This window comes from Micromonospora sp. NPDC048947 (genome assembly GCF_040649495.1).
Classification (GTDB): Bacteria; Actinomycetota; Actinomycetes; order Mycobacteriales; family Micromonosporaceae; genus Micromonospora; species Micromonospora alfalfae.
Genome location: NZ_JBEZFO010000013.1, coordinates 58,545 through 84,255 on the forward strand (window position 1 = coordinate 58,545; position 25,711 = coordinate 84,255).

The 25,711-nt window shown below is 71.4% G+C and carries 28 protein-coding genes; 16 read left to right on the forward strand and 12 right to left on the reverse strand.

From position 1 onward, the window contains the following. Positions 1-7: 7 nt before the first annotated feature. Both AB0B98_RS19600 and AB0B98_RS19605 read right to left on the reverse strand, forming a co-directional pair. Positions 8-1,303, reverse strand: coding sequence for an MFS transporter (locus AB0B98_RS19600; protein ID WP_357364311.1), 1,296 nt, complete (start codon positions 1,301-1,303; stop codon positions 8-10). A 74-nt stretch (positions 1,304-1,377) separates the two neighbouring features. After that, positions 1,378-2,658, reverse strand: a complete 1,281-nt coding sequence (locus AB0B98_RS19605) for an MFS transporter (protein ID WP_357364313.1) — start codon at positions 2,656-2,658, stop codon at positions 1,378-1,380. 152 nt (positions 2,659-2,810) lie between these two features. On the opposite strand from AB0B98_RS19605, the gene AB0B98_RS19610 reads away from it, so the two are divergent. After that, positions 2,811-3,578 carry a phosphoglyceromutase gene (locus AB0B98_RS19610; protein WP_124817985.1) on the forward strand — a complete coding sequence of 256 codons (768 nt, stop codon included), beginning with the start codon at positions 2,811-2,813 and terminating at the stop codon, positions 3,576-3,578. A gap of 65 nt (positions 3,579-3,643) precedes the next feature. On the opposite strand, the gene phoU is transcribed toward AB0B98_RS19610, so the two are convergent. Beyond that, positions 3,644-4,297: a phosphate signaling complex protein PhoU gene (phoU, locus tag AB0B98_RS19615; RefSeq protein ID WP_238666950.1), complete on the reverse strand. Its 654-nt coding sequence runs from the start codon at positions 4,295-4,297 to the stop codon at positions 3,644-3,646. Between the two features lie 204 nt (positions 4,298-4,501). On the opposite strand from phoU, the gene AB0B98_RS19620 reads away from it, so the two are divergent. Further along, positions 4,502-5,785, forward strand: a complete 1,284-nt coding sequence (locus tag AB0B98_RS19620) for an ATP-binding protein (protein WP_238666949.1) — start codon at positions 4,502-4,504, stop codon at positions 5,783-5,785. Between the two features lie 24 nt (positions 5,786-5,809). After that, entirely contained in the window at positions 5,810-6,493 is a 684-nt protein-coding gene (locus tag AB0B98_RS19625) for a response regulator transcription factor (RefSeq protein ID WP_030329696.1), read from the forward strand. A gap of 102 nt (positions 6,494-6,595) precedes the next feature. Here the strand turns inward: AB0B98_RS19625 and AB0B98_RS19630 are convergent, their stop codons facing one another. From AB0B98_RS19630 to AB0B98_RS19640, 3 genes are read right to left on the reverse strand one after another with little or no spacing between them, the layout of a single operon-like run. Next, entirely contained in the window at positions 6,596-7,003 is a 408-nt protein-coding gene (locus AB0B98_RS19630; protein ID WP_357364474.1) for a type II toxin-antitoxin system death-on-curing family toxin, read from the reverse strand. Further along, entirely contained in the window at positions 7,003-7,203 is a 201-nt protein-coding gene (locus tag AB0B98_RS19635) for a hypothetical protein (protein WP_357364315.1), read from the reverse strand. Before AB0B98_RS19635 ends, AB0B98_RS19630 begins: the two co-directional genes overlap by 1 nt. Positions 7,204-7,238: 35 nt before the next feature. Then, the gene (locus AB0B98_RS19640; protein WP_357364476.1) at positions 7,239-8,036 is read right to left on the reverse strand and encodes a hypothetical protein; all 798 of its coding nucleotides are present in this window, start codon (positions 8,034-8,036) and stop codon (positions 7,239-7,241) included. Between the two features lie 80 nt (positions 8,037-8,116). Between AB0B98_RS19640 and AB0B98_RS19645 the strand changes: the two genes are divergently transcribed. Next, positions 8,117-9,061 (forward strand): Ppx/GppA phosphatase family protein, encoded by a 945-nt coding sequence (locus AB0B98_RS19645; protein ID WP_357364317.1) that lies wholly within the window; start codon positions 8,117-8,119, stop codon positions 9,059-9,061. Between the two features lie 75 nt (positions 9,062-9,136). Beyond that, positions 9,137-9,943, forward strand: coding sequence for a sugar phosphate isomerase/epimerase (locus tag AB0B98_RS19650; protein ID WP_238666947.1), 807 nt, complete (start codon positions 9,137-9,139; stop codon positions 9,941-9,943). A gap of 31 nt (positions 9,944-9,974) precedes the next feature. On the opposite strand, the gene AB0B98_RS19655 is transcribed toward AB0B98_RS19650, so the two are convergent. From AB0B98_RS19655 to AB0B98_RS19665, 3 genes are read right to left on the reverse strand one after another with little or no spacing between them, the layout of a single operon-like run. Beyond that, positions 9,975-10,562, reverse strand: a complete 588-nt coding sequence (locus AB0B98_RS19655; RefSeq protein WP_238666946.1) for a CGNR zinc finger domain-containing protein — start codon at positions 10,560-10,562, stop codon at positions 9,975-9,977. A gap of 18 nt (positions 10,563-10,580) precedes the next feature. Beyond that, a complete protein-coding gene (locus tag AB0B98_RS19660; RefSeq protein ID WP_357364319.1) occupies positions 10,581-11,747 on the reverse strand; it encodes a glutathionylspermidine synthase family protein in 1,167 nt (388 codons plus the stop codon). A 1-nt stretch (position 11,748) separates the two neighbouring features. Then, positions 11,749-12,021, reverse strand: a complete 273-nt coding sequence (locus tag AB0B98_RS19665; protein WP_238666944.1) for a hypothetical protein — start codon at positions 12,019-12,021, stop codon at positions 11,749-11,751. 106 nt (positions 12,022-12,127) lie between these two features. On the opposite strand from AB0B98_RS19665, the gene AB0B98_RS19670 reads away from it, so the two are divergent. The 11 genes from AB0B98_RS19670 (at position 12,128) to AB0B98_RS19720 (ending at position 22,516) form a co-directional block, all read left to right on the forward strand. After that, complete coding sequence (locus AB0B98_RS19670; protein ID WP_355005766.1) at positions 12,128-13,048, forward strand: proline dehydrogenase family protein; 921 nt, start codon at positions 12,128-12,130, stop codon at positions 13,046-13,048. Positions 13,049-13,154: 106 nt separating this feature from the next. Continuing rightward, complete coding sequence (locus AB0B98_RS19675) at positions 13,155-13,955, forward strand: alpha/beta hydrolase (RefSeq protein ID WP_357364321.1); 801 nt, start codon at positions 13,155-13,157, stop codon at positions 13,953-13,955. Further along, positions 13,948-14,523, forward strand: coding sequence for a WHG domain-containing protein (locus tag AB0B98_RS19680; RefSeq protein WP_357364323.1), 576 nt, complete (start codon positions 13,948-13,950; stop codon positions 14,521-14,523). Before AB0B98_RS19675 ends, AB0B98_RS19680 begins: the two co-directional genes overlap by 8 nt. Positions 14,524-14,592: 69 nt before the next feature. Continuing rightward, entirely contained in the window at positions 14,593-15,882 is a 1,290-nt protein-coding gene (locus AB0B98_RS19685; protein ID WP_357364325.1) for a hypothetical protein, read from the forward strand. Positions 15,883-15,961: 79 nt separating this feature from the next. Continuing rightward, on the forward strand, positions 15,962-17,308 hold the full coding sequence (locus tag AB0B98_RS19690; RefSeq protein ID WP_357364478.1) for an efflux RND transporter periplasmic adaptor subunit: 1,347 nt from the start codon (positions 15,962-15,964) through the stop codon (positions 17,306-17,308). Next, the gene (locus AB0B98_RS19695) at positions 17,305-18,207 is read left to right on the forward strand and encodes an ABC transporter ATP-binding protein (protein WP_357364327.1); all 903 of its coding nucleotides are present in this window, start codon (positions 17,305-17,307) and stop codon (positions 18,205-18,207) included. The genes AB0B98_RS19690 and AB0B98_RS19695 overlap by 4 nt, the downstream gene beginning before the upstream one ends. After that, positions 18,204-19,388: an ABC transporter permease gene (locus tag AB0B98_RS19700; protein ID WP_238666938.1), complete on the forward strand. Its 1,185-nt coding sequence runs from the start codon at positions 18,204-18,206 to the stop codon at positions 19,386-19,388. The genes AB0B98_RS19695 and AB0B98_RS19700 overlap by 4 nt, the downstream gene beginning before the upstream one ends. A gap of 212 nt (positions 19,389-19,600) precedes the next feature. Beyond that, positions 19,601-19,810: a helix-turn-helix domain-containing protein gene (locus AB0B98_RS19705; RefSeq protein ID WP_007465625.1), complete on the forward strand. Its 210-nt coding sequence runs from the start codon at positions 19,601-19,603 to the stop codon at positions 19,808-19,810. A 270-nt stretch (positions 19,811-20,080) separates the two neighbouring features. Further along, entirely contained in the window at positions 20,081-20,182 is a 102-nt protein-coding gene (locus AB0B98_RS19710; protein WP_007465623.1) for an AURKAIP1/COX24 domain-containing protein, read from the forward strand. Positions 20,183-20,304: 122 nt separating this feature from the next. Further along, the gene (locus tag AB0B98_RS19715; protein WP_238666937.1) at positions 20,305-21,381 is read left to right on the forward strand and encodes an NAD-dependent epimerase/dehydratase family protein; all 1,077 of its coding nucleotides are present in this window, start codon (positions 20,305-20,307) and stop codon (positions 21,379-21,381) included. Positions 21,382-21,607: 226 nt separating this feature from the next. Next, the gene (locus AB0B98_RS19720) at positions 21,608-22,516 is read left to right on the forward strand and encodes a lysophospholipid acyltransferase family protein (protein ID WP_238684595.1); all 909 of its coding nucleotides are present in this window, start codon (positions 21,608-21,610) and stop codon (positions 22,514-22,516) included. A gap of 35 nt (positions 22,517-22,551) precedes the next feature. On the opposite strand, the gene AB0B98_RS19725 is transcribed toward AB0B98_RS19720, so the two are convergent. The 3 genes from AB0B98_RS19725 to AB0B98_RS19735 all read right to left on the reverse strand — a co-directional run bounded on the left by AB0B98_RS19725 (position 22,552) and on the right by AB0B98_RS19735 (position 25,664). Then, positions 22,552-23,421, reverse strand: a complete 870-nt coding sequence (locus tag AB0B98_RS19725; RefSeq protein ID WP_357364328.1) for an HAD-IB family hydrolase — start codon at positions 23,419-23,421, stop codon at positions 22,552-22,554. Positions 23,422-23,548: 127 nt separating this feature from the next. Further along, the gene (locus tag AB0B98_RS19730; protein ID WP_357364330.1) at positions 23,549-24,418 is read right to left on the reverse strand and encodes a DUF5667 domain-containing protein; all 870 of its coding nucleotides are present in this window, start codon (positions 24,416-24,418) and stop codon (positions 23,549-23,551) included. Between the two features lie 289 nt (positions 24,419-24,707). Continuing rightward, complete coding sequence (locus AB0B98_RS19735; RefSeq protein WP_357364333.1) at positions 24,708-25,664, reverse strand: ECF subfamily RNA polymerase sigma factor, BldN family; 957 nt, start codon at positions 25,662-25,664, stop codon at positions 24,708-24,710. Between the last annotated feature and the right edge of the window lie 47 nt (positions 25,665-25,711).

The following is a 25,711-nucleotide window of genomic DNA, read 5'->3' on the forward strand; positions in this document are numbered from 1 at the left end:
ACGTCGGTTAGCCGACCGGTACGCGGTCTGCGGGGGTCGTCGGCTCCGGGTCGACGACCCGGCGCAGCGCGGCGACGTGCCGCTCCCGGGGTGGCCCGGCGAGCAGGTGTCCGAGCGCGGCCAGCAGACCCAGCCCGCCCACGATCAACCAGTGCCGGTCGCCGAGGTGCTGGAGGCTCACCCCGCCGAGGGTGGGCGCGACGAACGCCGCGGCTGGGAACGTCAGGTAGAAGACCGACTGGTAGCGCGCTCGTAGCTGCGGTGGCGCCAGGTCCGCGTTGATCTGCGCGTTGGGCGGGGCGGCGAGCATCGAGCCGACCGTCCAGATCACAGCGGCACCCAGGTAGATGGCGAGTTCTTCGGCGATGGCGAGCGCCCCGAAACCGAGCGCGAGCAGCGCCGTGGAGGCGGACAGCACCACGTGCTTGCGGTGCCTGTCGATCAGCCGGGGCACGAACAACTGCCCGACCACGATCAGCGCGCCGCCGAGCGCCACCACCAGCCCGTACGCCGATGGTCCGAGGCCGTCCGCGCGCATTGCCAGCGGCATGATGGTCGACGTCTGCATGGTGAGTACGGCCAGCACGAAGGTGAGCCCGACGAAGACCAGGAAGGTGCGGTCGGTGAGTGCCGTGTGCAGTCCGGGCCGACGGGCCCGGATGGATTTCGGTGCCGCGACTGTGACGGGCGGTGGGCCTGCCGCTGGTCGGGTCAGCCGCAGGGTTTCGGGCACCTTCCAGGCGATCACGACGGCGGCGGTCAGTGTGGCGCCCGCGTCGACAAGGAACAGCGCGGTGAAGCTGGCCTCGGCCAGGACCCCGGCGAGCAGCGAGGCGACAGCCATGCCGAGGTTGAACGCCCAGAACTGAAGGTTGAACGCCCGCGAGCGGCGTTCGGCGGGCACCACGTCGACGATCGCCGCCACGAACGCCGGGCTGGGCATCGAGTGGACCACGCCGATCAGCGCGGAGAGCATCGCGATCAGCAGCAGGGGGCGGGTGAAGGCGAGCGCCACCATCAGGCCGACAGTGGCCAGGTGTGCGGCGAGCAGGGTCGCCCGGCGTCCCCACCGGTCGGCGAGCACCCCGCCGAGGAGCACTCCGGCTGCTCCGCCGGCCCCGTACGCGCCGACCACGGTGCCGGCCAGCCCTTCGCTCGCGCCGCGTACGTCGGTGAGGTAGAGCGAGAGGAACAGCATGGCGAACGCGCCGGCCCGGTTGATCAGCAGGCCGGCCCAGAGGTACCAGAAGGTGGCGGGTAGTCCGCCTGCGGTGTCGTGCCACCAGCGCCGCAGGGCGTGCACCCGACCTCCCGACAGTTCAGGTTGTTAACTGTTTCCACTGCACAGTAGGAACTCCGGCACCGCCGCGCCACTCATTACGCCTCGGCGGGCTGTGGCGCACGGGACGCGGTGGTCGGTGCGAGTGCCTCACCGGAGCGGCGCAGCGCGGTCGCGCGCCGTTCCCGGGCCGGCCCGGACACCAGGTGGGCCACGGCGGTCAGGAGGCCGAGCGCGGCGCAGCCGTACCAGAGGGTGTCGTTGCCGGCGTGCTCACGCACCAGGCCACCGAGGATCGGCGCGCTGGCCCCGGCGATCTGCCACGAGAGGGAGAACACGCCCTGGTACCGACCGCGCAGTTCGGCCGGGGACAGTTCGGCGATCAGCGTGGAGTTGGAGGGCGAGTTCAGCATCTCGCCGACCGTCCAGATCAGCACCGTCAGCCCGTAGAACCACGGGGTGCCGGCGAACGCGGTCAGTCCGAATCCCACGCCCATCACCACGGATGCCAGCGCGAGCACGTGTGAGCGGCTCCGGCCCCGGATCAGTCGGGGCACGAAGAGTTGTCCGACCACGATGAGGATGCCGTTGAGCGCGATCACCGAGCCGTAGGTGGCCGGGCTCAGGCCGTCGTCGCCCATCGCGATCGGCAGCATCGAGATGTGCTGGAGGAACACCAGCGCGGCGAACAGGTTGAGTGCCACGAAGCCGAGGTAGACCCGGTCGGTGAGGATCGTGCGCAGCGCGCCACGTGGAGCCGCCGCTGCCGTGACGTCGGCGGCCGGGCCGGCCTGTCGGGTCTCCGGCACCTTGCTGAAGATGATCAGCGCGGTGATCAGCATGGTGGCCGCGTCGACCACGAACAGCAGCAGGTAGTCGGCCTGGGCGGCGAGACCGGCGAGGACGGCGGCGCAGGCGAAGCCGAGGTTGATCGCCCAGTAGTTGAGCGAGAAGGCGCGAAGCCGGTCCTTCGCCGGCACCACGTCGATCATCATCGCCCCGAACGCGGGCCGGGCCGCCTCGGCGAACATGCCGAGCAGCAGCGCGCCCAGCGCCACCGCCCAGAGATCGCGGGCCAGCCCGAGCCCGAGCATCATGACCGCCGCGCCCACGTGGGCGGTGAGCAGTGTCGGCCGGCGGCCCCACCGGTCGGCCAGAGTGCCGCCGGCGGTCGTGCCGAACGCCCCGCCGACGCCCCAGAGGCCGATCACCAGGCCGGCCTGCGAGGCCGAGAAGCCACGTTCCTGAGTCAGGTAGATGGCGAGGAAGACGAGGACGAACGAGCCGAGTCGGTTGATCAGAGTGCCGGACCACAGGTACCAGAAGGTGGTCGGTAGGCCGCCGGTGGTGTCCCGGAACCAACTCCGCATCGTCCGCATATGGCGCCCCGCTTGCAAGTAATGACCGATGTGACTGGCGTGCCTTACAACCCTAGTGGCGGCCGGATCCGCTGGTCATCAGCTTTTTCACGTGGTGGTCGTCACGACGGCTGCCCGCGTGTCCGCCGGGCGGTTGAGGCAGGATGATCCGCATGACTGCGAGCGAAGGGCCCACCGTCGGGACGCTGGTCCTGCTGCGACACGGTGAGAGCGACTGGAATGCCAAGAACCTCTTCACCGGCTGGGTGGACGTCGACCTGACCGAGAAGGGCGAGGGCGAGGCGCGGCGCGGCGGCGAGTTGATGCGCGAGCACAGCCTGCTGCCGGACGTCGTGCACACCAGCGTGATGCGCCGTGCGATCCGCACCGCCGAGCTGGCGCTCAACGCCGCCGACCGGCACTGGATCGCCGTGCGCCGGTCGTGGCGGCTCAACGAGCGCCACTACGGCGCCCTGCAGGGCAAGGACAAGAAGCAGACCCTCGACGAGTACGGCGAGGAGCAGTTCATGCTCTGGCGCCGGTCGTACGACACGCCACCGCCGCCCATCGACGACAACGACGAGTGGTCGCAGGTGGGTGACCCACGCTACGCGCTGCTGCCGACCGAGCTGATGCCACGCACCGAGTGCCTCAAGGACGTCGTCGACCGGATGCTGCCCTACTGGTACGACTCGATCGTGCCGGACATCCTGGCCGGCCGGACGGTGCTGGTGGCCGCGCACGGCAACTCGCTGCGCGCCCTCGTCAAGCACCTCGACCAGATCTCCGACGAGGCGATCGCGAAGCTGAACATCCCGACGGGCATCCCGCTGCGCTACGACCTCGACCCGCAGCTGCGCCCGCTCACCCTGGGCGGCACCTACCTCGACCCGACCGCTGCGAAGGCAGCCGCCGCGGCGGTGGCCAACCAGGGGCGCTGAGCCACTAGAAAAGGGGGCCCCTCGTCATCGCGGGAAGCGATGGCGAGGGGCCCTTTCCCTGCCGGTCAGTTGCCGCTGGGCGCGCTCTCCCCGGTGATCAGGTAGATCACGTGCTCGCCGGCGTTCACCGCGTGGTCGGCGAAGCGCTCGTAGAAGCGGCCCAGCAGGGTGGCGTCGATGGCCGTCTCCACCCCGTACGGCCAGTCGTCACCGAGCAGCACGGCGAACAGGTTCTTGTGCAGCTCGTCCATGGCGTCGTCGTCGCGGTCCAGTTCGCCGGCGAGGTCGGCGTCGGGCTTCGCCAGCACCGAACCGATCTTCACGGCCATCCGGTCGGCGATCTCGGACATCTCGGTGAAGACCGTCCGCAGCTCGGCCGGGACGGCGGGGGAGGGGTGCCGGCGCAGCGCTGTCTTCGCCACGTGCTCGGCGAGGTCGCCCATCCGCTCCAGATCGGCTGCCACGTGCAGCGCGGTGATCATCGCCCGGAGGTCGGAGGCGACCGGCGCCTGTCGGGCGAGCAGGTCACAGACCCGCTCCTCGACGTGCCGGTAGAGGTCGTCGATCTCGGCGTCCCGCTCGATGACCGTCTCGGCGGCCTGCCGGTCGGCGGTGAGCAGGGCCCGGGTGGCCTGGCGCATGGCGGCGCGGACGCCCTCCGCCATGTCCACCAGCAGTTGGCTGACGATCTGGAGGTCGGCCCGGAACTCGTCGCGCATCATCACGTCCTGTGGTCGGTCGCCGCCGACGGGTGCCGGCGCAGGGGGTTGAGCAGGTGCGACGCCAACGGTAGGGCGCGTGGACGGATCCCGGATGAACCACGGTGAACGACGCCAGACGTGGGGGTGAACACTTCCGTAAGTGAGGGTATTTCGTCCCGTTCTGTGTGGTAGCCAGGTTAACAATGACCCTACGATCGCCGGGTGGAGTGGGCGGTGGCGGTCGTGGTGGCCCTGGCGTTGGTGGCCGGGATGGCCGCCGGTCTGCTGCTGCCCCGGTTCCTGCCGAGGCGGAACGGTCACTCCACGTCGACGGGGAGCGTCAGCTTCCGCTGGAGCAGGGGGAGGCCCGCGATAGCCGACGAGCAGCAGGCCGGGCTCGGCCGCCGGACGATCGACTCACTCCGGGCCGGTGTCGTGGTTCTGGACAACGACGACGTCCCCGTGCTGATCAACCCGGCCGCCCGCGCGATGGGGCTGCTGCGCACCGGCAGCACCCCCGGCTCAATCGCCGCGCATCCGCTGATCCGTACCCTTGCCGGCCAGGTGCGACGTACCGGCGTGCGACGCGAGATCGAGCTGGACCTGCCCCGAGGTCGCGACAGCGCGGGGGAGAACCCGCTCGGCGTGCACCTGCGGGCGATGGGTCTCGGCAACGGCTTCATCGCGGTCGAGGCGGTCGACGTGACCGAGTCGCACCGGCTGACCCGGGTACGACGCGACTTCGTGGCCAACGTGAGTCACGAGCTGAAGACCCCGATCGGGGCCCTGCAACTGCTCGCCGAGGCGTTGCTGGACGCCACCGAGCCGGCCGACGCCGCTGCGCCCGACCTCTCCGAGGACCTGGTGGCTGCCCGCCGGTTCGCGGAACGGATCCAGCACGAATCGACCCGGCTGGGTCGGCTGGTGCAGGAGTTGCTGGAGCTGACCCGGTTGCAGGGGGCTGAGCCACAGCCGCCACCGGAGCCGGTCGCCCTGGACTGGGTGATCGCCGAGGTGGTCGACCGGACCCGCACCACTGCCTCCGCCCGCGGTGTCACAGTGACAGTGGAAGGGGCGCGTGGGCTCACCGCGTACGGCAGCGACTCCCAGCTCGCCACTGCTGTGGCGAACCTGGTGGAGAACGCGATCAACTATTCGGGCGAGGACACCACGGTGCGGGTGACCCTCAGCGGCGACGACGAGCACGTCGAGGTCGCCGTCGCCGACCAGGGCATCGGTATCGCCCCCACCGACGTGGACCGGGTCTTCGAGCGGTTCTACCGGGCCGACCAGGCCCGCTCGCGTGCCACCGGCGGCACCGGGCTCGGCCTGGCGATCGTGAAACACATTGCGAGCAACCATGGCGGACGGGTCGAGGTGTCGAGCACTCTTGGTGGTGGATCGACGTTCACCCTCCGGCTGCCCGCCAGTCCACCGGACGACCTCCTGGCGACACTGCCGCCGGTTGGGATCGAGTCCGGTCCGACTGGGCTACGGCAGGTCTGACAGCAGATGGAAAGGAAATCACCGTTGAGCCGCGTTCTGGTGGTCGAGGACGAGGAGTCGTTCTCCGACGCCTTGTCGTACATGCTCCGTAAGGAGGGCTTTGAGGTTTCGGTCGCCGCGACCGGCACCGACGCCCTCACCGAGTTCGACCGGACCGGCGCCGACATCGTGCTGCTCGACCTGATGTTGCCCGAGATGTCAGGGACCGAGGTCTGCCGGCAGTTGCGGCAGCGCTCCGCGGTTCCGATCATCATGGTCACCGCCCGCGACAGCGAGATCGACAAGGTGGTCGGGCTGGAGATCGGCGCCGACGACTACGTCACGAAGCCGTACTCGCCGCGGGAACTGGTCGCCCGGATCCGGGCGGTGCTGCGCCGGCAGAGCCCGGAGGTGGCCGAGGCGGGTGCGCCGACGCTGGCCGCCGGGCCGGTGCGGATGGACATCGAGCGGCACGTGGTGACAGTCGACGGCGGGGCCGTGCAGCTGCCGCTGAAGGAATTCGAACTGCTGGAGCTGCTGCTGCGCAACGCGGGCCGGGTGCTGACCCGTGGCCAGCTCATCGACCGGGTCTGGGGCGCCGACTACGTCGGTGACACCAAGACGCTTGACGTGCACGTCAAGCGGCTGCGCTCCAAGATCGAGCCGGAGCCGTCGGCGCCGCGCTTCATCGTGACAGTGCGGGGTCTGGGCTACAAGTTCGAGCCGTGATCGGCGTACCCGAAGGGGGCTTGCGCTCGGCGCAGGCCCCCTTCGGGCTGTGCTGCGGTGTCTTTGGAGCTGATGTCGCAAACGAGCCAGGCGTTGATGTCGTCAGCGATTCAGCTCCGAAGGCAGCTCAAACAGCTTGCGCAACGCCGCGGCAATCTCGGCCACTTCCGTCAGCTGGCCCTCTGCCACGCCGATGACCAGGTCGTACGCGACGTCCTGATCGGTCTCGTCGAGCGACGTGATCGTGATGGCGCGGTTCTGCAGCAGGAAGGTGATGGCCACGATCCAGCCGATCCGTTTGTTGCCGTCTACGAACGGGTGGTTGCTGACCAGCGAATGCAGCAGCGCGGAGGCCTTGGTCCACAGGTCGGGGTAGGCATCTTCCCCGAACACGCTCGTCTGCGGCCGGGCCACGGCCGACTCTGCGAGGCCGGCGTCCCGAATTCCGACGCCGAGCTTGCGGGCAATGCCCGCCACGTCAGCGAGCGTGGGATAACGGACCTCCGTCATCACTCCGCCAGGCGAGCGAGCAGCGTGGCGTGGCGTTCGATGATCTCGTCCGCGAGATCGCCGAACTCCTTGGCGTTTCGCCGAGTCAGGTAGTCGTCGATCGCGGTGACGACGACGGCATGCATCGACCGCGCCTCTTCGTCCGCCACGAGACGGAGTCGCCGTTCGCGGTCGTCGTCAAGTCGGAGTGTCATGGCCATGCCGCAAATGGTAGCAAGATTGCTACCAAGATCCGTCAGGATTCGTCTGCGGGGTGCGGGGCGATCATGCCCTGCTTCGTCCTGGTCGCGCACAGCTCGGCCAGCCGCTCGTACGCGGCAGCGCCGATCAGCGCGGTCAGCTCCGGCCCGTACGACAGGTACATCGGCTCGGTGCCGACGTGGGCGTCCGTCGAGGAGGTGCACCACCAGTCCAGGTCGTGCCCGCCGGCTCCCCAGCCCCGCCGGTCGAACTCGGACAGGGTGGAGACCAGCACCTTGCTGTTGTCCGGGCGCTTGACCCAGTCCTGATCGCGGCGGATCGGCAGCTGCCAACAGACGTCCGGCTTGTATTCCAACGGGTGCACCCCGTCGCGCAGCGCCTGGGCGTGCAGGGCGCAACCGCCACCGCCGGCGAAGTCGGCGTCGTTGAGGAACACGCACGGACCGTCGGGGCCCTGGGTGGCAGTGCGGCGGGCCGGGTTCTTGCCGTCGATGGTGTCCTCGTCGGTCCAGTTCTTGAACCCGCGCCGAAAGTGCTGCCAGGTCGACGGGGCGAGTCGCCGGACGGCGTTGCGAACCCGCTTCTCGTCGTCCGAGTCGGTGAAGAACGCACCGTGCGAGCAGCAACCGTCGGCGGCCCGGCCGGCGATGATGCCGTGGCAGCCCTTGCCGAAGATGCAGGTCCAGCGGGAGAGCAGCCAGGTCAGGTCGGCCCGGATCAGGTGCGTCTCGTCGGCCGGGTCGGTGAACTCGATCCACTCCCGAGGGAAGTCCAGGGGCACCTCGCGACTGCGCGGGTCACCCGGGTCGTCCACCAGCACACGGAGCTCCATCGTCACTCGGCCCAGCGTACGCGCGGTGACGTCCGCAGGCCGGTGAGCCGCGCAAACGTGTTGCGCCTAGGGTCTTCAGCATGCGACTGGGTGTCCTCGACGTCGGATCCAACACGGTGCATCTCCTTGTGGTGGACGCGCACCACGGCGCGCACCCGTGGCCGGCGCACTCCGAGAAGGTGGTGCTCCGGCTGGCCGAGCAGATCGGCCCCGACGGCGCGCTGACCGAGGCGGGCGCGGACGGCCTGGTCAAGGCGGTGGGCATGGCCAAGGCGGCGGCCACCGGGTTGGCGGCCGACGACCTGATCGCTTTCGCCACGTCCGCGGTGCGCGATGCCACAAACGCGGCCGAGGTGCTGGCCCGGGTCCGGGACGAGACCGGCGTACGCCTTGCGGTGCTCTCCGGGGCGGACGAGGCGCGCATGACGTTCCTGGCGGTACGGCGGTGGTTCGGCTGGTCGGCTGGTCGGCTGCTGGTGCTGGACATCGGTGGCGGCTCGTTGGAGATCGCCGCCGGCATCGACGAGGACCCGGACGTGGCGGTCTCCCTGCCACTCGGGGCCGGTCGACTGACCCGCGAGCGGCTGGGGGTCGATCCGGCCAGTGCGGCCCCGCCGTCGGCGGAGGCCGTCGACAAGCTCCGGGAGTACGTGGACGGCCGGCTGGACAAGGTCGTCGACCAGATGACCGAGGTGGGCTGGGGTCGGGCGGTGGCCACCTCGAAGACGTTCCGGACCCTGGCCCGACTGGCCGGGGCGGCCCCGTCCGGTTCCGGGCTGTGGGTGCGACGCAGCCTGACCCGGGCCGGCTTGCGGCAGGTCATCGGTTTCATCCGGCACATCCCACCGGCGCAACTGATGGAGCTGGAGGGGGTCAGCGCGGGTCGGGCCCACCAGTTGCTGGCCGGTGCGGTGGTCGCCGAGGCGGTGATGCGCCGCCTGGATCTGGACTCGCTGGACATCTGCCCGTGGGCGCTGCGGGAGGGTGTCATCCTCCGCCGACTCGATCAACTGGAGCCGATCTGATCAGGCGGCCGTTTTCGGTCGGTTTGCCGGCGCTCGTCACGATGCCCCCGGCGCTGCCGGGCTACGCTGGCTGATGTGACTTCCCGCGTGCCAGTGCTCCTGTCCAGCTCGTCGGTCTTTCCCGAGCCGACCGCGGCGGCGTTCCAACTGGCCGCGGCGCTCGGCTACGACGGCGTCGAGGTGATGGTCTGGACCGACGTGGTCAGCCAGGACGCGGGCGCGCTACGCGGCCTCTCCACGCACTACGACGTGCCGGTGCTCTCGGTGCACGCGCCCTGCCTGCTGGTCACCCAGCGGGTGTGGAGCCCGGACCCGTGGGAGCGCCTGCGCAAGGCCGCCGAGCTGGCCGAGACGCTGGGCGCGCCGACCGTCGTGGTGCACCCACCGTTCACCTGGCAGCGCGACTACGCCCGCAACTTCGCCGAGGGTCTGGCCACCGTCGCGGACCGGTTCAGCGGGCTGCGCTTCGCTGTGGAGAACATGTACCCGGTGCGGATGGCGGGCCGGCAGTTCGTCCCGTACGTGCCCGGCTGGGACCCGACCGACGCCGGCTACCCGTCGTACACCCTTGATCTGTCGCACTGCGCGGCCTCGCACAGCGACCCCCTGGAGATGGCCGACCGGATGGGCGCCGGGCTGGCGCACGTGCACCTCGGCGACGGCACCGGCGAGGGCCGCGACGAGCACCTGGTGCCCGGGCGCGGCACCCAGCCCTGCGGGGAGCTGCTCTCCTCGCTGGCCGGCAGGGGTTTCACCGGGGCGGTGGCGGTGGAGGTCGCCACCCGGGGCGCGAAGAGCCGCGCGGTGCGCGAGGCGGACCTGCGCGCCGCGCTGGAGTTCGCCCGCCAGCACCTGCCCACGTCTTCACCTGTCGACGCCTGACCCGTCCGCCCGAGATCGGGCGGTGGCGGTGTCAGCTGACCGGTGAGAGGGAATCGGCGGCGGAGGTCGGCTGCTGGGCGACGGTCACCTGCTCGCCGACCGCCGCCCGCTTACGGGCCCGGTGCGCGGCGACGTGCGAGCGGGTGGCGCAGCGCTCCGAGCAGAACCGCCGGCAGCAGTTGGACGACGTGTCCAGGTAGACGTTGCCGCACCGTTCGTCGGCGCAGACCCCGAACCGGGCGCTGCCGTACTCGCAGAGCCAGACCGACAGCCCCCAGACCGCGCCGGCCAGGTATTCGGCGCTGACCGAGGCACCCCGACTGGTCACGTGCATGTGCCAGTCGCTGGAGTCGTGCCCGGAGATGCGCGGCTGCACCGGGAACGCCTCGAGCAGCGTGTTCAGCTCGGTGACCGCCTGGGCGTCCCGCCCCGAGGTGCCGTACTCGAAGACGTCGCGCAACCGTTTCTGCGCCCGGCGGAAAATCGCCACGTCCCGGTCCGCGACCTCGTCGCGCATCCAGGCGTTCTCGTCGGGGAAGAGGGCCCGCAGGTCGTCGAGGTCGTCCAGGCGGGCGTTGACCAGGTCAACGCCGGTCCGGGCGTACGCGTCGAAGTTCACACCCCAACGGTAGACGACTCAGCGGGTGCGCGGCGCGTCGATGTAGTGCGGCAGGAACCGTGCGTAGCCGTCGGTGATCAGACTCGCGCTCTCCCGCACACCCACGCCGGCCGGTTCGCCGTCGACGATCCAGCTGCCCAGCACCATCCGGTTGCCAGCGAACTGCGGCAACGCCCGGAACTCCTGGTAGCACCAGCCCTCGTCGCCGTAGATCCCCGGGTTGGTGATCTCCTCATCGGCGGTGACGATGCGTACCGACCCACCCTCGCGGCCCAGCAGTGGCTTGGCGACGTACTCCGGCATGCCGCGCGGCGAGTCGAGGTACGCCGGGAGCAGGTACTCGTGGCCCGGGTACAGCTCCCAGAGGACCGCGAGCAGCGCCTTGTTGGAGAGCAGCAGTTTCCAGGCCGGCTCGATCCAGGTGGTCGGGGTGCCCGGGGCCAGGGCCGCCGGCCCGTACGGCTCGGCCAGCATCCACTCCCACGGGTAGAGCTTGAAGCAGGTGGTCACCGGGTTGTCGTCCGCGTCGACGAAGCGTCGGCCGTCCCAGCCGATCTCCTGGATGGGCTGGAGCTCGACGCTCAGGCCGGCCTGCCGGGCGGTCTCGGCGAGGTAGCCGGCGGTCATGTGGTCCTCGCCGGACTCCTCCTCGTTCGACCAGAGCACGTGCACCCGGGGGTCGTGCAGCCCGGCCCCGATCTTGGCCCAGGCACCGACCAGCCGCTCGTGCAGGCTGTTCCACTGGTCCAGCTCCGGCCGGGTCTGCTCCAGCCAGTACCACTGGATGATGCTCGCCTCGACCAACGCGGTGGGGGTGTCCGCGTTGTACTCCAACATCTTCGGTGGCCAGGTGCCGTCGTACGCGAGGTCGAAGCGCCCGTACAGGGTCGGCGGCGTCTCCCGCAGCGACCGGGCCACCGCCTCGACCGCCCACTCCGGGATGCCGAACTCGGCGTACCGGCGCTGCGCCACCACGTGTTCGGCCGCGGCCACCGACATCCGGTGCAGCTCCTCGGTGGCCTCCTCCAGCCGCAGCACCTCGTCCAGGTCGAAGGCGTACGCGGCGGTCTCGTCCCAGTACGACATGATCCCGCCGTCGGGCAGCTCGGTGTCGACGTAGACCAGCCCCTGCGACCGGATGGTGGCGTCCCAGTCGGGGCGGGGCGTGACCGTTTCGCGGCGCATGTCAGCCGCCGCAGGCGGCGAGGTGGGTGCCGAACCCGCCGCGTTCGGGCAGGGCCGCAGTGGTCGGCTCCGGGGCGGTGCGACCGGCCGTCGGGTCGGTGACCCGCATCGCCAGCGCGACCGTGTCGCCGCCGCCGACCGGCCCGAGAGCGCAGTCGTCGTCATCGTCGTCGTCCGAGGTCATGTTGCAGCCGGAGAGGGCGAGCGCGAGAGCGGTGAGCGCGCCGAGCTGCACGGAGGCCGATCGGAGTCGGCGGCGGGGGCGTTGGTCCACGGCATCGTTGTAGCCGATCGACGCCACCGCCGCCGCCCCGCCCCCATGCCGAGGTGGCCCGGCCGCCCCTCGGCGAGGCCCCTGGCAGGGGCGTTACGCTCGGCTCATGCTCCGTTCCGTCATCCTCGCCGCCTCCCGGTCATCCCAGGTCGAGCGGCTCGTCGCGACTGCCCCGTACACCCGGGACGTCGTCCGCCGGTTCGTCGCCGGCGCTGCCACAGACGACGCGTTGCGCGCGACCCGCGGGCTCGTCGACGACGGCCTCGCGGTCACCCTCGACCACCTCGGTGAGGACACCGTCCGCCCCGAGCAGGCCACCGCCACCCGGGACGAATACCTGAAACTGCTGAGGATGCTCGGTGCCGCGGGGCTCACCCCGGCCGCCGAGGTGAGCGTGAAGCTCTCCGCCCTCGGCCAGATGTTCGACGAGCAGTTGGCGTACGACAACGCGCGGGCGATCTGCGCGGCGGCCGACGCGGCGGGCACCACTGTCACGCTGGACATGGAGGACCACACCACCACCGACTCGACGTTGGAGGTGCTGAGCCGGCTACGCAAGGACTTCCCTTCGACCGGCGCGGTGCTCCAGGCGTACCTGCGGCGGACCGAGTCGGACTGCCGGGAGCTCTCCTCGGCCGGGTCGCGGGTGCGGCTGTGCAAGGGCGCCTACAAGGAGCCGGAGTCGGTGGCGTACCAGTCGGCCCGTGAGGTGGACAAGTCGTACGTGCGCTGCATGAACATCCTGATGTCCGGCGACGGTTACCCGATGCTGGCCACCCACGACCCGCGGATGATCGCCATCGGTGAGGACCGGGCCCGGTGGTTCGACAGGGGGCCGGAGCGCTTCGAGTTCCAGATGCTCTACGGCATCCGCCCCGAGGAGCAGGCCCGGTTGGCCGGCGAGGGCTACACGGTGCGCACCTACGTCCCGTACGGCGACGAGTGGTACGGCTACCTGATGCGCCGGCTCGCCGAGCGCCCCGCCAACCTGGTCTTCTTCGGCCGTGCCCTGATCTCCAAGAAGTAGTTCCTCCGGTTCGGCCGACGGGCCGACGGTGGCCCCTTGGGTCACCGTCGGCCCGTTTCCGGTATCCGGCTTGCCAACGTTGGCTAAGTGACTTAGCTTTAGAGCTATGACAACTAGCCAGGTGCGGCGGGACGGCGGACACATCGCGTACGAGGCGCAGGGCGAAGGGCCGTTGGTGGTCCTCGCGCACGGCATGGGCGAGAACAGAGCGAGCTTCCGGCACCTCGTGCCGCTGCTGGTGGCAGCCGGCCACCGGGTCGCCTCGGTCGACGTCCGGGGGCACGGCGAATCCAGCGCCGGCTGGCCCACGTACGCCCCGGCGGAGGTCGGCGCAGACCTGCTGGCCGTGGTCCGCGACCTCGACGCCGGTCCGGCGGTGCTGGTCGGCAGCTCGTCCGCCGCGGCGGCCGTGGTCTTCGCCGCCACCGACGCGCCCGAGCTGGTCACCGGCATCGTGCAGATCGGCGCGTTCGTCGGTCAGCCGAAGCTCAACCCGCTGCTGCGGATGGCGATGTGGTCAGTGCTGCACAGCCCTCGACTGTTCGGGATGTTCCACAACACCCTGTTCCCGGTGCACCGGCCCGCCGACGACGCCGCGTACCGCCGCTCGATGGTGGCCAACCTGCGGGAGCCCGGCCGGATGGCCGCGACACGCGGCGTGATCGCACCGGCCGAGCCGCACTGGACCGCCCGCGCCCCGCAGGTGCGGCAACCGGTGCTGGTGCTGATGGGATCCAAGGACCCGGACTTCCCCGACCCGGGAGCCGAGGCGCGGGCCGCCCGGCGGCTCTTCGGCACCGCCGAAGCTCGGATGATCGAGGAGTCCGGCCACTACCCGCACGCCGACCGGCCGCAACGCACCGCCGAGGAGCTGCTCGGCTTTCTGGCGGTGTGCGCCGGTGCCTAGGGTCGGCCTCAACCAGCAGACAGTCGTACGGGAGGCCGCCCGGCTGGCCGACGAGGTCGGCTTCCAACAGCTCACCCTCGCCGCGCTCGCCAGCCGGCTCGGGGTGGCGCTGCCCAGCCTCTACAAGCACGTACGGGGGGCGGACGCGTTGGCCCAGAAGCTGGCCGCCCTGGCCACCGCCGAGCTGGCCACCGAGATGACCACCGCCGCCGTCGGCCGCTCCGGTGGCGACGCGCTCCGGGCCATGGCGCAGGCCTACCGGAACTACGCCCTGCGGCACCCCGGCCGCTACCCGGCGACGCAGCGGGTGCCCGACCCGGCCGACCCGGAACACGTCGAGGCCGGCGAACGCGCGGTCGGTGCCATCTTCGCCGTGCTGCGCGGGTACGGGCTCACCGGCGACGACGCGGTGGACGCCACCCGCGCGCTGCGCAGCGCCCTGCACGGCTTCGTGACCCTGGAGGCCGCGGGCGGCTTCGGTCTGCCCCGTGACGTCGACCGCTCGTACCACCAGTTGGTCGCGAGCATGGACATCTCGTTCCGCTCCTGGCCGCGCACCGGCGGGTGAGCGAGCGGCAGTCCCGATCGGCCCGGGGTGGCCTCGCCGCATCCAGGTAGTGGTCGTACCCTTCGGCGGGTGACTGACGAGGTGCAGCAGCCAGCACCACGGCGGCTCTGGCCGCTGTGGACGGTGCTCGTGGTGGTTGTCCTGCTGCTGGGCTGCGGCCTGCCGGCGGCGCTCGTCGTCGGAGTGATCGGGGAGACAGGCGCGCGCCCCACAGTCAGTCGGGTCGGCGCGTCGGCTGCCGACGACCCGGCCACCGCAGTGGCCCGAGGGCTGTCCGACCGGATCACCGCACAGCTCCACAGGCAGTCCGCGGCACTCCTGGGAGGCGACCGCGCCGGGTTCCTCGCCGTCGCCGACCCCGTCGCCCACAACGACCTGCGCCGCCGCTTCGCCGCACTACGCGAACTCAAGGTGACCGGCTGGCGGGCCGAGCCGAGTGGCCTGCCCGTGCCGATCATCGGCAAGCCGGGCGAGTGGCGGCTGCTGGTGCGCTTCCAGTACTGCTTCGTCACGCCGAACTGCCGGCCCAGCCCGGTGCTGATCGGCACCCGGTGGCGGGAGAACGGTGACCAGCCCCGGATGGTCGCCATGGAGGAATCCAAGTCGGTGGAGACCGGCACCCGACCGTGGGAGATCAGCGACCTGGCGGTCGCCGTCGGCGCGCGGACCATGGTCGCCACCACCCCGGCGCTGCGCGGCAAGCTGCCCGGCCTGCTCGCGCGGGCGGAGGCGGCGGCCAAGGTCGCCGACGGGTACGCGGTGACCGGCTCACCGCCGGACCGGTACCGGATCTTCTATGCCGGGCGCACCGAGTGGCAGCGCTGGTACGGCGGGGAACGCCCGGAATGGACCGGCGGTTACGCGGTCACAGTGGGCGGCGGTCACCACGAGGTGGTGCTCAACGCCGAAGGGCTCACCAACAGCGGCACCGACGACCTGCTGCGGCACGAGCTGACCCACGCGGCGTCGCTGCCGGAACGCGGCTACCCGGGCAAGCTCACCTGGTGGTTGGTCGAGGGCCTGGCCGAGTTCGCCGGTGCCGGCGACCAGGCGGTCGACAGGTACGAGGGGATCGCCGACGTGCGCAAGATGGTCCGGGGCGGCTGGGACGGCAAGTTGGAGGGCGTCAACCCCGCCGACGACGCCTCCGCCGAACGGGTCGCCGGCAGCTACGGCATCGGCTACCTGGCCGTTCGGCACCTCGTCGACAGGTACGGGCCGCTGCGGCTGCTCACCTTCTTCAAGACGGTGGTGCACGACGGCCGAACCATCGACGCGGCCTCCGAGAAGGCGTTCGGTGAGCAGTGGTCGACGTTGCACGACGAGTGCGTGGCGTACGTCCGCGCCGCCGCCGGCTGACGCAGCTCGGAGGCGGTGCGGCGGTGCGCCGTACCATCGATGGGTGCGCCGTCCTCAGTCGTCACGGCCCGCCAGCACCATGCGGCCCCGCCTGCTCACCGCCCTGACCGCCGTCGTCGTCCTCACCGCCACCACCGCCGCGTCCTGCGGCGACGAAGGCCCCGATCTCGCGCTGGCGTCGGCCGCCCGCAACCCGGTCACCGAGGTGATCGACGCGCCCGCGACGGTGACCGCCCGCGCCGCCGCCACCCTCACCGCTCCCGCCGACGGCACAGTGGCCAGCCTGCGTGTCCAGCCTGGACAGCGGGTCAAGCGCGGTCAGGTGCTGGCGGTTGTCGACTCGCCGAGCGCGCAGCAGCGTCTCCGTCAGGCCAAGGAGGCGCTGTCGGCCGCGAAGCGCGCCGGCCGGGGCGTCGGATCGGGCAGCCTGACCAGCAGCCGGCGTGGCACCGACAAGGCGGCCAATGAGGCGTTCGACGCGGCCCGCAAAGCCGCCGAGAAGATCGCCGATCCGCAGTTGCGGGACGCGCTGCTGACCCAGGTGACGTCCGCTCAACAGCAATACAGCGCCGCCGCGCGCAGCGCCGACCAGGCGGTTCGCGCGGTGCAGCGGGGGATCAACGGGTTGAGTTCCGCCGTCGGCGCACTGTCCGCGGCGCAGCGGCTCCAGGCCCAGCAGGCGTACGACCTGGCGAAGGCGACAGTCGACGCGCTGACCCTGCGTGCCCCGATCGCCGGGGTGGTGCAGCCCGGTGGCACCCGGGCCGGCGGTGGCGCGAATGCCGCTCTCGCCGGGCTGTTGGAGCAGGCCGGTGGGGCGGGCCCCGACCCGTCCGCGCTGGCCCCCAGCCAGGGCGGTCCGCCGGCCGGGGTTGACGACGCGGTAGTGGTTGGCGGGCTGGTCACCGCCGGCACGCCGGTGCTGACAGTGGTGGACACCGGGCAGCTCGGACTGCTCGCCGAGGTGGACGAGACCGACGTACTCCTCGTCAAGGCCGGTGTGACAGCCACTGTCGAGTTGGACGCCGTCACCGGTGCCAGCTACGACGCCACCGTCCGCTCGGTCGACGTGCTGCCCACCAATTCCGCGCAGGGCGGGGTCACCTACCGGGTCCGCCTGGCGCTGGGCGCCGGGAAGCTGGCCGAGGACGAGCCTGCTCCGACGCCCCGCCCCGGCATGAACGCGATAGTGCACCTGCGGGTACGTGAGGCCGCCGACGCGGTGACCGTCCCCGCGTCGGCGGTGTTCTCCGCCGACGGCCGGGACGCGGTCTGGGTGGTCCGGGACGGCAAGGCAGGCCGGGCCTCGGTGACAGTGGGTGTCCAGGGGTCGGACCTGGTGCAGATCCTCAACGGCGTGCAGCCCGGCGACCGGATCGTGGTGCGCGGCGCCGACCAGGTCCGCGACGGCCAGGAAGTCCAGTGACCGAACCCGCCGTCGCAGATCGGCCGGCAGGGGAGCGCGTACCGGCCATCGAGGCGGTGGACGTGTCCCGGACGTACCAGCTCGACGGGGTGTCGGTGCAGGCGCTGCGCGGGGTGTCGCTCACTGTGCAGCCGGGGGACTACGTGGCCCTGGTCGGGCCGTCCGGCTCGGGCAAGTCCACCCTCATGCACCTCCTCGGCGGGCTGGACCGGCCCACCGGTGGCCGCCTGGTGATCGGCGGGCGGGACGTCAACGCCCTCGCCCCACCGGAGATGGCGACCCTGCGCAACGAGACCATCGGCTTCGTCTTCCAGGCGTTCCACCTGCTGCCGCGTACCTCGGCGGTGGAGAACGTGGCACTGCCCCTTGTCTACCGGGGAGTGTCGGCGCGGCAGCGGCGGGAGCGGGCGGCGGCGATGCTTGGCCGGGTCGGCCTCGGGCACCGGCTGGACCACCGGCCCAACCAGATGTCCGGCGGTGAGCAGCAGCGGGTGGCGATCGCCCGCGCCCTGGTCACCGAGCCGACGGTGCTGCTTGCCGACGAACCCACCGGCAACCTGGACAGCGTCACCGGCGCCGCCGTGCTGGAGCTGTTGGAACAACTGAACGCGGAGTCCGGGGTGGCGCTGGTGATGGTCACCCACGACCAGGAGGTGGCGGCCCGCGCCCACCGTCGGATCACCATGCGCGACGGGGTGGTCGTGGCCGACAGCGCCGACCCGTCCTCCGCCCATGATCGACCGCCGTCCGTTGATCACGGTCGACCTGCGACACTGGTCTCCGCTCCCAGCGCGGAGCCCCGGTCCGCGTCCGGAAGCGGTCCGGGGCACCCGTCCGGTGGCTCCGGTGGCGCCGCCGGAGCCACCGGGCGCCTTCCGCACGACGGGGGTAGGGCGTGAGGGTCGCCGAGGCGTGGCGGGTGGCGCTGGACGCCCTGCGGGCCAACCGGCTGCGCAGCGCGCTGACAATGCTCGGGGTGATCATCGGGGTGGCCTCGGTGGTGCTGCTGGTGGCCATCGGCACCGGCACCAAGCAGAAGGTCGAGCAACAGGTCGAGGGCCTCGGCTCCAACCTGCTGCTTGTCGTGCCCGGCCGGATCGAGGTGGGCAACGCGCCTGTCGTCTCGCCGCTGACCCTCAAGGACGTGGACGCCGTCACCCGGGTGGTCGGCGACCCCGATCGGGTGGCGGTCACCGTCGCCTCCGGGGCGACAGCGCGGGCCGGTGCCCGTTCCGACTTCACCACGGTGCAGGGCGTCCTGGAGACGACCCCGGCGGTGTTCACCCGCTCGCTGGCGCGGGGACGCTACCTCACCGGCACCGACGTGGACACCAGCCGACGGGTGGCGGTGCTCGGTGACTCGGTCGCCCGTGCGCTCTTCCCCGACCGGGACCCGCTCGGCCAGCAGGTGGCGCTGGCCGGGGTGCGGTTCCGGGTGATCGGTGTCTTCGCGCCGCTTGGGCAGAGCCTCGGCGTCGACCGGGACGACGAGGTGCACGTGCCGGTGACCGCCGCGCAGCGACTCTGGGGCACCCAGCGGGTCGACGGCATCGCGGTGAAGGCACCGGACCGGGAGCGGATCGACGAGCTGGGCGAACGGATCGTCGCCGAGCTGAACCGTCGCCACCCGGACACCGAGTTCAGTGCCGTCACCCAGCAGCAGATCCTCGGCGTGCTCGGCGACATCCTCGGTGTCCTCACCGGCGTGCTGGCGGCCATCGCCGGCATCTCGCTGCTCGTCGGCGGCGTCGGCGTCTCGAACATCATGCTGGTCAGCGTCCGGGAGCGGACCCGGGAGATCGGGCTGCGCAAGGCCGTCGGCGCACGACCCCGCGACATCGGCGTGCAGTTCCTGCTGGAGGCGGTGCTGCTCACCACGATCGGAGGGCTCACCGGGATGGCGCTGGGAGTGGGCACCGCAATGCTTGTCGACGCGCTGTCGCCAATTCCGGCGGCGATCACCTGGTGGTCGTTGGCGCTCGCCTTCGGCGTTTCGGCGGTGGTGGGCATCGTCTTCGGGGTGGTTCCCGCGCAGCGCGCCGGCCGTCTCGACCCGGTGGTCGCGCTGCGTACCGAATGAGCACGACCGGAACAACCGGACGACGGACGCGCACTGGCGGATACCGGGAGCACGGATCGGGTGAACAGGCCACCGAAGCATGATCAGTTGCAGGAAGGGATCGCGCCGGTCACAACCGCCCCGCTACCGTACTGGTAACACGCGCGTCGCCGGCCCGGCCCGGAGCATCCGTCGGGTTGGCACGCGCCGGGCATGGGATGGGTCGGTGAGCCATGGCCGGGTCACAGTCCGACGGACGGCTGTCGGAGGTCAAGTTCCTGACCGTTGCGGAAGTGGCGACGGTCATGCGGGTGTCAAAGATGACCGTCTATCGCCTGGTGCACAGCGGTGAGCTCACCGCCGTCCGGGTCGGCCGGTCATTCCGCGTGCCCGAGCATGCGGTGCACGAATATCTCCGGGGTGCCTTTCAGGAGACCGCCTGAGCCACCGCCCCGCCCTCCGGCTGGCGGCTGACCGGCATCGGTGGGCGTAAGGAGTGAGCTCGCGGGCAGTGCGGTCGCGAAGCAGAGGCAGCGGCGACGGGGGCGCGTTGGTCCGGCTGACGCCCTCCGGCTACCCTGGAGCCCGACCGAGACCCCACCGGTGCGCCCCGCCGCCCAGACTGGTCCGGTCCGTTGTCCGCAAGCGGTCGCCGTCGCCACCTGCGTGGTGTCATCCGGTCCGCCCCGCACGTTGTATCGAAAGGCTGTCGTATGGGCTCGGTGGTCAAGAAGCGCCGTAAGCGCATGGCTAAGAAGAAGCACCGCAAGCTGCTGCGCAAGACCCGCGTCCAGCGTCGCCGTCTCGGCAAGTGATCGCCGCCGGGCTCAACGCCCGGCGTTCGGCGTCACTTGCCAAACTGTCGACCTCCGGAGGCTCAGGTGATCAGGCCGTGGTCGTCCCGGCTCGGTCCATCCTGCCGGCGTAGGTGCGTCAGATGACCCCCGGTGGCACCTCAGGTGCTCCGGGGGTCGTCGTCGTCACCGGAGTGGGCCGTTACCTGGGTGCCCACGTGGCGGCCCGACTGGCCGCCGATCCGCGCATCGAACGGGTCATCGGTGTCGACGCACCGGACTCCGGCATCGAGTTCACCGACCTGCTCGACCGGGTCGAACGCATCCGCGTCGACAGCGGCTCCCTCGGTGGCCTCCTCGCCGACCTGGACGTCGACGCGGTGGTGCACCTCGCGCTGGTCACCTCACCCGACCCGCAGCACGGCGGCCGGTCCGCGATGAAGGACCAGAACGTCATCGGCAGCATGCAGATGCTCGCCGCCTGCCAGCGGGCACCCCGACTGCGCAAACTCGTGGTCCGCTCGTCGACAGCCGCCTACGGGGTGTCGTTCCGGGATCCGGCGGTCTTCACCGAGGAGACCGAACCCCGCGAGGTGCCGCGCGGAGGGTTCGGCCGCGACATCCTCGACCTTGAGGGGTACGTGCGCGGCTTCCGTCGCCGTCGGTCCGACGTCACCGCCACGGTGCTGCGCTTCGCCCCGTTCATCGGCTCGACCGCCGACACCACGTTGACCCGCTACTTCTCGCAGCCGTTCGTTCCGACCGTCTTCGGCCGTGACCCCCGCCTGCAGTTCCTGCACTTCGACGACGCGTTGGAGGTGCTGTACCGGTCGATCGTGGAGGACCATCCCGGCACCTACAACGTCGCCGGCCCCGGGGTGCTGTCGCTGTCCCAGGCGATCCGGCGCGCCGGACGGGTCGCCGTCCCGGTGCTGGAGCCGGGTCTCTCCGGGGCCGCCGCGCTGGCCCGCACCATGGGCTTCGGCCGCTACGGCCTGGACCAGGTCGACCTCTTCGTGCACGGCCGGGTGGTCGATACCAGCCGGCTTGAGCAGGAGTACGGCTTCACGCCCCGGTCGACCGCCGAGGCGTTCGAGGACTTCATCCGGGCCCATCACGGTGGGGTGGTGGTCACCCGGGATCAGTTGGCCGCTGCCGAGCAACTCGTCCTGGACGGCATCCGGCAGGTCCGCTCAGCGGTCCGGGAGCGTTCATCGTGAGCGCGAGGAGTGCGCCGGTCCTGCGAGCCCCGCAGTCGCGAACCGAGGCGGCATCATGAGTGGGCCGGAGGAGCGGCGCGACCCGCAGTCGGTCGGGCGTTTCGACGTACCGCAGCAGGTGCCCGCGCCGGACGCGGAGCCGGCGCGGCGCAACGGACATCGACCGGCCGCGCAGGCCGCGCCGACCCCGACGGAACCGCCGGCCTCGTCCGCACCGCCGACCTCGATGCCGGCCGACGAGGTCGACGCCGGGTTGCCCGGCGGCACCGAGCCGGCGGTGTCGGACCGCCCCGGCGACCACTGGGACCGCAAGGTCGCGAACGGGTTGGCGTTCCTGCGCCGGCGGCTCTCCGGTGACTACGAGGTCGACGAGTTCGGTTTCGACTCGGAGTTGACCGATGCCGTCTTCCACCCGCTGCTGCGGCTGCTCTACCGGGACTGGTTCCGCACCGAGGTCAGTGGGGTGGAGCACGTCCCCGTGGACGGGCCCGCCCTGGTGGTCGGCAACCACTCCGGGACTGTGGCGCTGGACGCCCTGATCCTCTCGGCGGCGCTGCACGACAAGCATCCCGCCCACCGCTACCTGCGGCTGCTCGGCGCCGACCTGGTCTTCCGGATGCCGGTGGTCTCCGAGTTGGCCCGCAAGACCGGCGGCACTGTGGCCTGCAACCCGGACGCCGAGCGGCTGCTCGGCGGCGGCGATCTGGTGGGTGTGTTCCCCGAGGGCTTCAAGGGCATCGGCAAGCTCTACGCAGACCGTTACAAACTGCAACGCTTCGGGCGGGGCGGTTTCGTCTCGGCGGCGCTGCGCACCGGCACCCCGATCGTGCCAGTCGCCATCGTCGGCGGCGAGGAGATCTACCCGATGCTCGCCGACATCAAGCCCCTGGCGCGGCTGCTGAAGCTGCCCTACTTCCCGGTCACGCCGACGTTCCCGCTGCTCGGCCCGCTGGGCATGGTGCCGCTACCCAGCAAGTGGCTGATCGAGTTCTGCCCGCCGATCCCCACCGCCCACCTGACCGACTCGGCGGACGACCCGCTGGTGGTCTTCAACCTCGCCGACCAGGTGCGGGAGACCATCCAGCAGACGCTGCACACGCTGCTGGAGCGACGGCCCGACCCGTTCGGCCCCTAGCCGCGGGTCGGAGCCGAGGCTTCTGAACGGGCGTCTCAGCCGGCGCGGCGGCGGCGTTGCAGGGCCAGGCCGGCGGTGACCGCGCCCGCGACCAGCCCGGCCGCCGCTGTCGACGGTACGGCGATCTTGACCGCACGGCGACCGGTGCGGAAGTCCCGCACCTCCCAACCGTGCTGGCGGGCCTGCCGCAGCAGGGCGCCGTCCGGGTTGACGGCCACCGCCCGGCCCACAGCACAGAGCAGCGGCAGGTCGTTCGCGGAATCGCTGTAGGCCGCGCAGCGGGACAGGTCGAGCCCTTCCACGGCGGCGAGCTGGGTGACCGCCTCAGCCTTGGCCGGCCCGTGCATCAGGTCACCCACCAACCGCCCCGTGTACGCCCCGTCCAGCACCTCGGCCACGGTGCCGATGGCGCCGGTCAGGCCGAGCCGGGCGGCGATCACCCGGCCGATCTCGACCGGGGCGGCGCTGACCAGCCAGACCCGCTGACCGGCGTCCAGGTGACGCTGAGCGAGCTGGTGGGTGCCGGCCCAGATCCGGGGAGCCATCATCTCGTCGAAGATCTCCTCGGCGAGGTGTTCGACCTCGTTCACCCGCCACCCCTGGACGAACGCCAGCGCCGCCTCCTTGGCCAGTGACATGTCACCGGCGTGCTCACGGGCCAGCAGCCGGAAGCGGAGCTGTTGCCAGGCGAATCGGGCCAGGTCGGCGGTGGTCACGTAGTTGCGGGAGGCGAGACCACGGGCGAACCAGTAGATCGACGCGCCCTGCATCATGGTGTTGTCCACGTCGAAGAACGCCGCGGCGGTCTGGTCGGGTGCGCTGACCGGGGCCAGGTCGGTCTCCGCCCAGGCTGCGGTGTGCCCCTCGGCGTCGGTGCTGACCGTCACCTTACGGCTACGCGCCACGCGAATCCCTTCCTCACCGGTACGACGGATGCTCCTCAGCGAGGGTATCCGCCGTAGACGGGCGACCGGCCGGGCACACAGGGAACTGTGGCGCGGCCGGTCGGACGTGCGGTATGGGGGACGCGGGTCAGCGGGCCCCGGGGCAGGTGCTCGGATCTGGCCCGAGGGCGTCGCTGGCGGTCGGTGCCGGCAGGCCGCAGGAGATCGCCGCGCGCAGGTCGTCCGAGCGTTCCCGGATGCTGTCCAGCAACGCCAGGGACCGCTGGGTGCGTTCCCGGTCGACCCGGGTGCTCCCGTCGAGCAGACCGCGTACCGCCCGGCGCTGGCTCGACACGAAGGTGTTCAGAGTGTCCAGGCTGCCCGGCTCGGCGCGCTGTACAGCAGCCGAGGTCAGCAGGCGAACTCCCTGCCGGCTGTCGGCGTCCATGTCGTCGAGGACCGCGCTGTAGCCGATCCGGTCGCCGCGCAGCTTTGCGGCTTCGCCGACTCTGGTCCGGGCGAAGTCCAGGAAGAGCTGGCCCCGGCTGATGTCGGAGCTGGCCAGGGCGAGCTGTGCCCGTTCGGTGGAGCGCTTCATGCCGTACAGCGCGTCACCGGGCACCGCGTTCTCGCTGGCGGCGGAGATCCCGGACACGGCGATGGCCCCGGCGGCGATGCCGACCAGGATCGCGCCCCGGGCTCGGGCCCGCCGTGCGGTGACCGCCGGCAGTAGCCGCCCGCGGGTGGTGGTGGCGGCCGGTTCGCTGACCGCCGCTGGTGTGCTGCCCAGCCCTTCCCGCTCGGCGGTTGCGAGCAGCATCGCCCGCAGGCCGGTACGGAAGTCCTGGTCCACCTCGACAGCCGGGGGGTCGACGCTGAGCCGCTGACCCACTGCGACGAGCGGCGCCAGTTGGCCGTCCACCCGGGATCGCACGTGGTGTCGTCGAGCGCCGTTGGCCTCGTCGAGAAGCTGCGCGAAGCGCTCCGCGCGCCGGCGGGAGAAGAGGGTGTTGTCCACCGCAGGCACCTCCTCTCGCTGGTCACGGCCGGTCGGCCGCCGTCGTTGCCAGCGACCGGGCGGCAGTGTGACACCACGGAGGTGAGGTGCCGCCGGCATGCCGGTCGGACCTCGGTGACCCGGGCCTGCCGGGACATCCACCGGTCGCACCCGGAGAAACGCGGCGGACCGGGCACGGGTTACGGGCCTGGCGGAGCGGAAATTACAGAAAGTGATGGTCATCACCGGGCGGGACCGACTCTGAGCTGCGCGGACGTTGATCGACGCCCGTCGGTCCCGCCGTAACAAACTACGGCTGGAAGCCGTCGGGCAGCAGCCGGGCGAGGGCGCGGACGGCGCGGTACTGGAGGGCCTTGATGGCTCCCTCGTTCTTGCCCATCGCGCGGGCCGTCTCGGCGACCGAGAAGCCCTGGAGGAAGCGGAGCACTATGCACTCCTGCTGCTCCGGGTTGAGCTGCTTCACAGCGGTGAGGAGCGCGACGTTGGTGATGTGCTCCACCACCGCCGCCTCCGGGCTGCCCTCCGGGCCCCGGTCCTCCCGGTCGGCGTCGAGCACGTCGCCGGTGGTGACCTCCAGCCGGTACCGGCCCGACTTGAAGTGATCCGCGACGAGGTTGCGGGCGATCGTCACCAGCCAGGCGCCGAGGTCGCGGCCCTGCCAGGTGAAGCTGCCGATCCGCTTGAGCGCGCGCAGGAAGGTGTCCGAGGTGAGATCCTCGGCGAGTTGCCGGTTGCCGACCCGGAAGTAGACGAACCGGAAGACGGTGTCCACGTAACGGTCGTAGATCAGACCGAACGCCTCGGACTCGCCGGCCTGGGCCCGCTCGATCAGCGTCCAGACCTCGGTTGCCGGGTCGGACGGGTCCGGGCGGCTCGGGAATCCGGTCGGGGTGGTCGCGGTGGTGGCCGGCACCGCCGGGATCACCGCTGTCTCGCCCGCCGCTGGGTCGGCGGTGACCGCCGGTGTGTCGCTTATCCGACGGCCCTGCACGGGCATTGGGGGCCGCTGCGGTACGGCGACCCGGCCGCCGGCCGGCTTCGCGTTCCCACCTGGCACCGCGGGTCGCGGCGGTGGCTCGTTGTGGTGTGGCCGGCTGCGGATCCGTTGCGCCGCGCCGTCACCCCGCACGACACCGCCGTGCTGTTCGTCCGATGGGGCACGGGCCGCTGGCCGCTCGTTGACGTGGGAGCGGGCGGGCTGACCGGTCAGGCCGACCGGGCGTTCCGCGTAACCGAAGGTGGTCACCGCGTTGCCCCCGTCCCGTCGGTCGCCGGACGGGCCGGTCTAGGTCT

Coding starts and splice junctions, on each gene's coding strand:
- AB0B98_RS19605 (WP_357364313.1), bottom strand. CDS start 2,658: ATGCGGACGATGCGGAGTTGGTTCCGGGACACCACCGGCGGCCTACCG.
- AB0B98_RS19610 (WP_124817985.1), top strand. CDS start 2,811: ATGACTGCGAGCGAAGGGCCCACCGTCGGGACGCTGGTCCTGCTGCGA.
- phoU (WP_238666950.1), bottom strand. CDS start 4,297: ATGCGCGACGAGTTCCGGGCCGACCTCCAGATCGTCAGCCAACTGCTG.
- AB0B98_RS19630 (WP_357364474.1), bottom strand. CDS start 7,003: ATGACGGAGGTCCGTTATCCCACGCTCGCTGACGTGGCGGGCATTGCC.
- AB0B98_RS19635 (WP_357364315.1), bottom strand. CDS start 7,203: ATGGCCATGACACTCCGACTTGACGACGACCGCGAACGGCGACTCCGT.
- AB0B98_RS19640 (WP_357364476.1), bottom strand. CDS start 8,036: ATGGAGCTCCGTGTGCTGGTGGACGACCCGGGTGACCCGCGCAGTCGC.
- AB0B98_RS19645 (WP_357364317.1), top strand. CDS start 8,117: ATGCGACTGGGTGTCCTCGACGTCGGATCCAACACGGTGCATCTCCTT.
- AB0B98_RS19660 (WP_357364319.1), bottom strand. CDS start 11,747: ATGCGCCGCGAAACGGTCACGCCCCGCCCCGACTGGGACGCCACCATC.
- AB0B98_RS19670 (WP_355005766.1), top strand. CDS start 12,128: ATGCTCCGTTCCGTCATCCTCGCCGCCTCCCGGTCATCCCAGGTCGAG.
- AB0B98_RS19675 (WP_357364321.1), top strand. CDS start 13,155: ATGACAACTAGCCAGGTGCGGCGGGACGGCGGACACATCGCGTACGAG.
- AB0B98_RS19690 (WP_357364478.1), top strand. CDS start 15,962: ATGCGGCCCCGCCTGCTCACCGCCCTGACCGCCGTCGTCGTCCTCACC.
- AB0B98_RS19705 (WP_007465625.1), top strand. CDS start 19,601: ATGGCCGGGTCACAGTCCGACGGACGGCTGTCGGAGGTCAAGTTCCTG.
- AB0B98_RS19710 (WP_007465623.1), top strand. CDS start 20,081: ATGGGCTCGGTGGTCAAGAAGCGCCGTAAGCGCATGGCTAAGAAGAAG.
- AB0B98_RS19715 (WP_238666937.1), top strand. CDS start 20,305: ATGACCCCCGGTGGCACCTCAGGTGCTCCGGGGGTCGTCGTCGTCACC.
- AB0B98_RS19720 (WP_238684595.1), top strand. CDS start 21,608: ATGCCGGCCGACGAGGTCGACGCCGGGTTGCCCGGCGGCACCGAGCCG.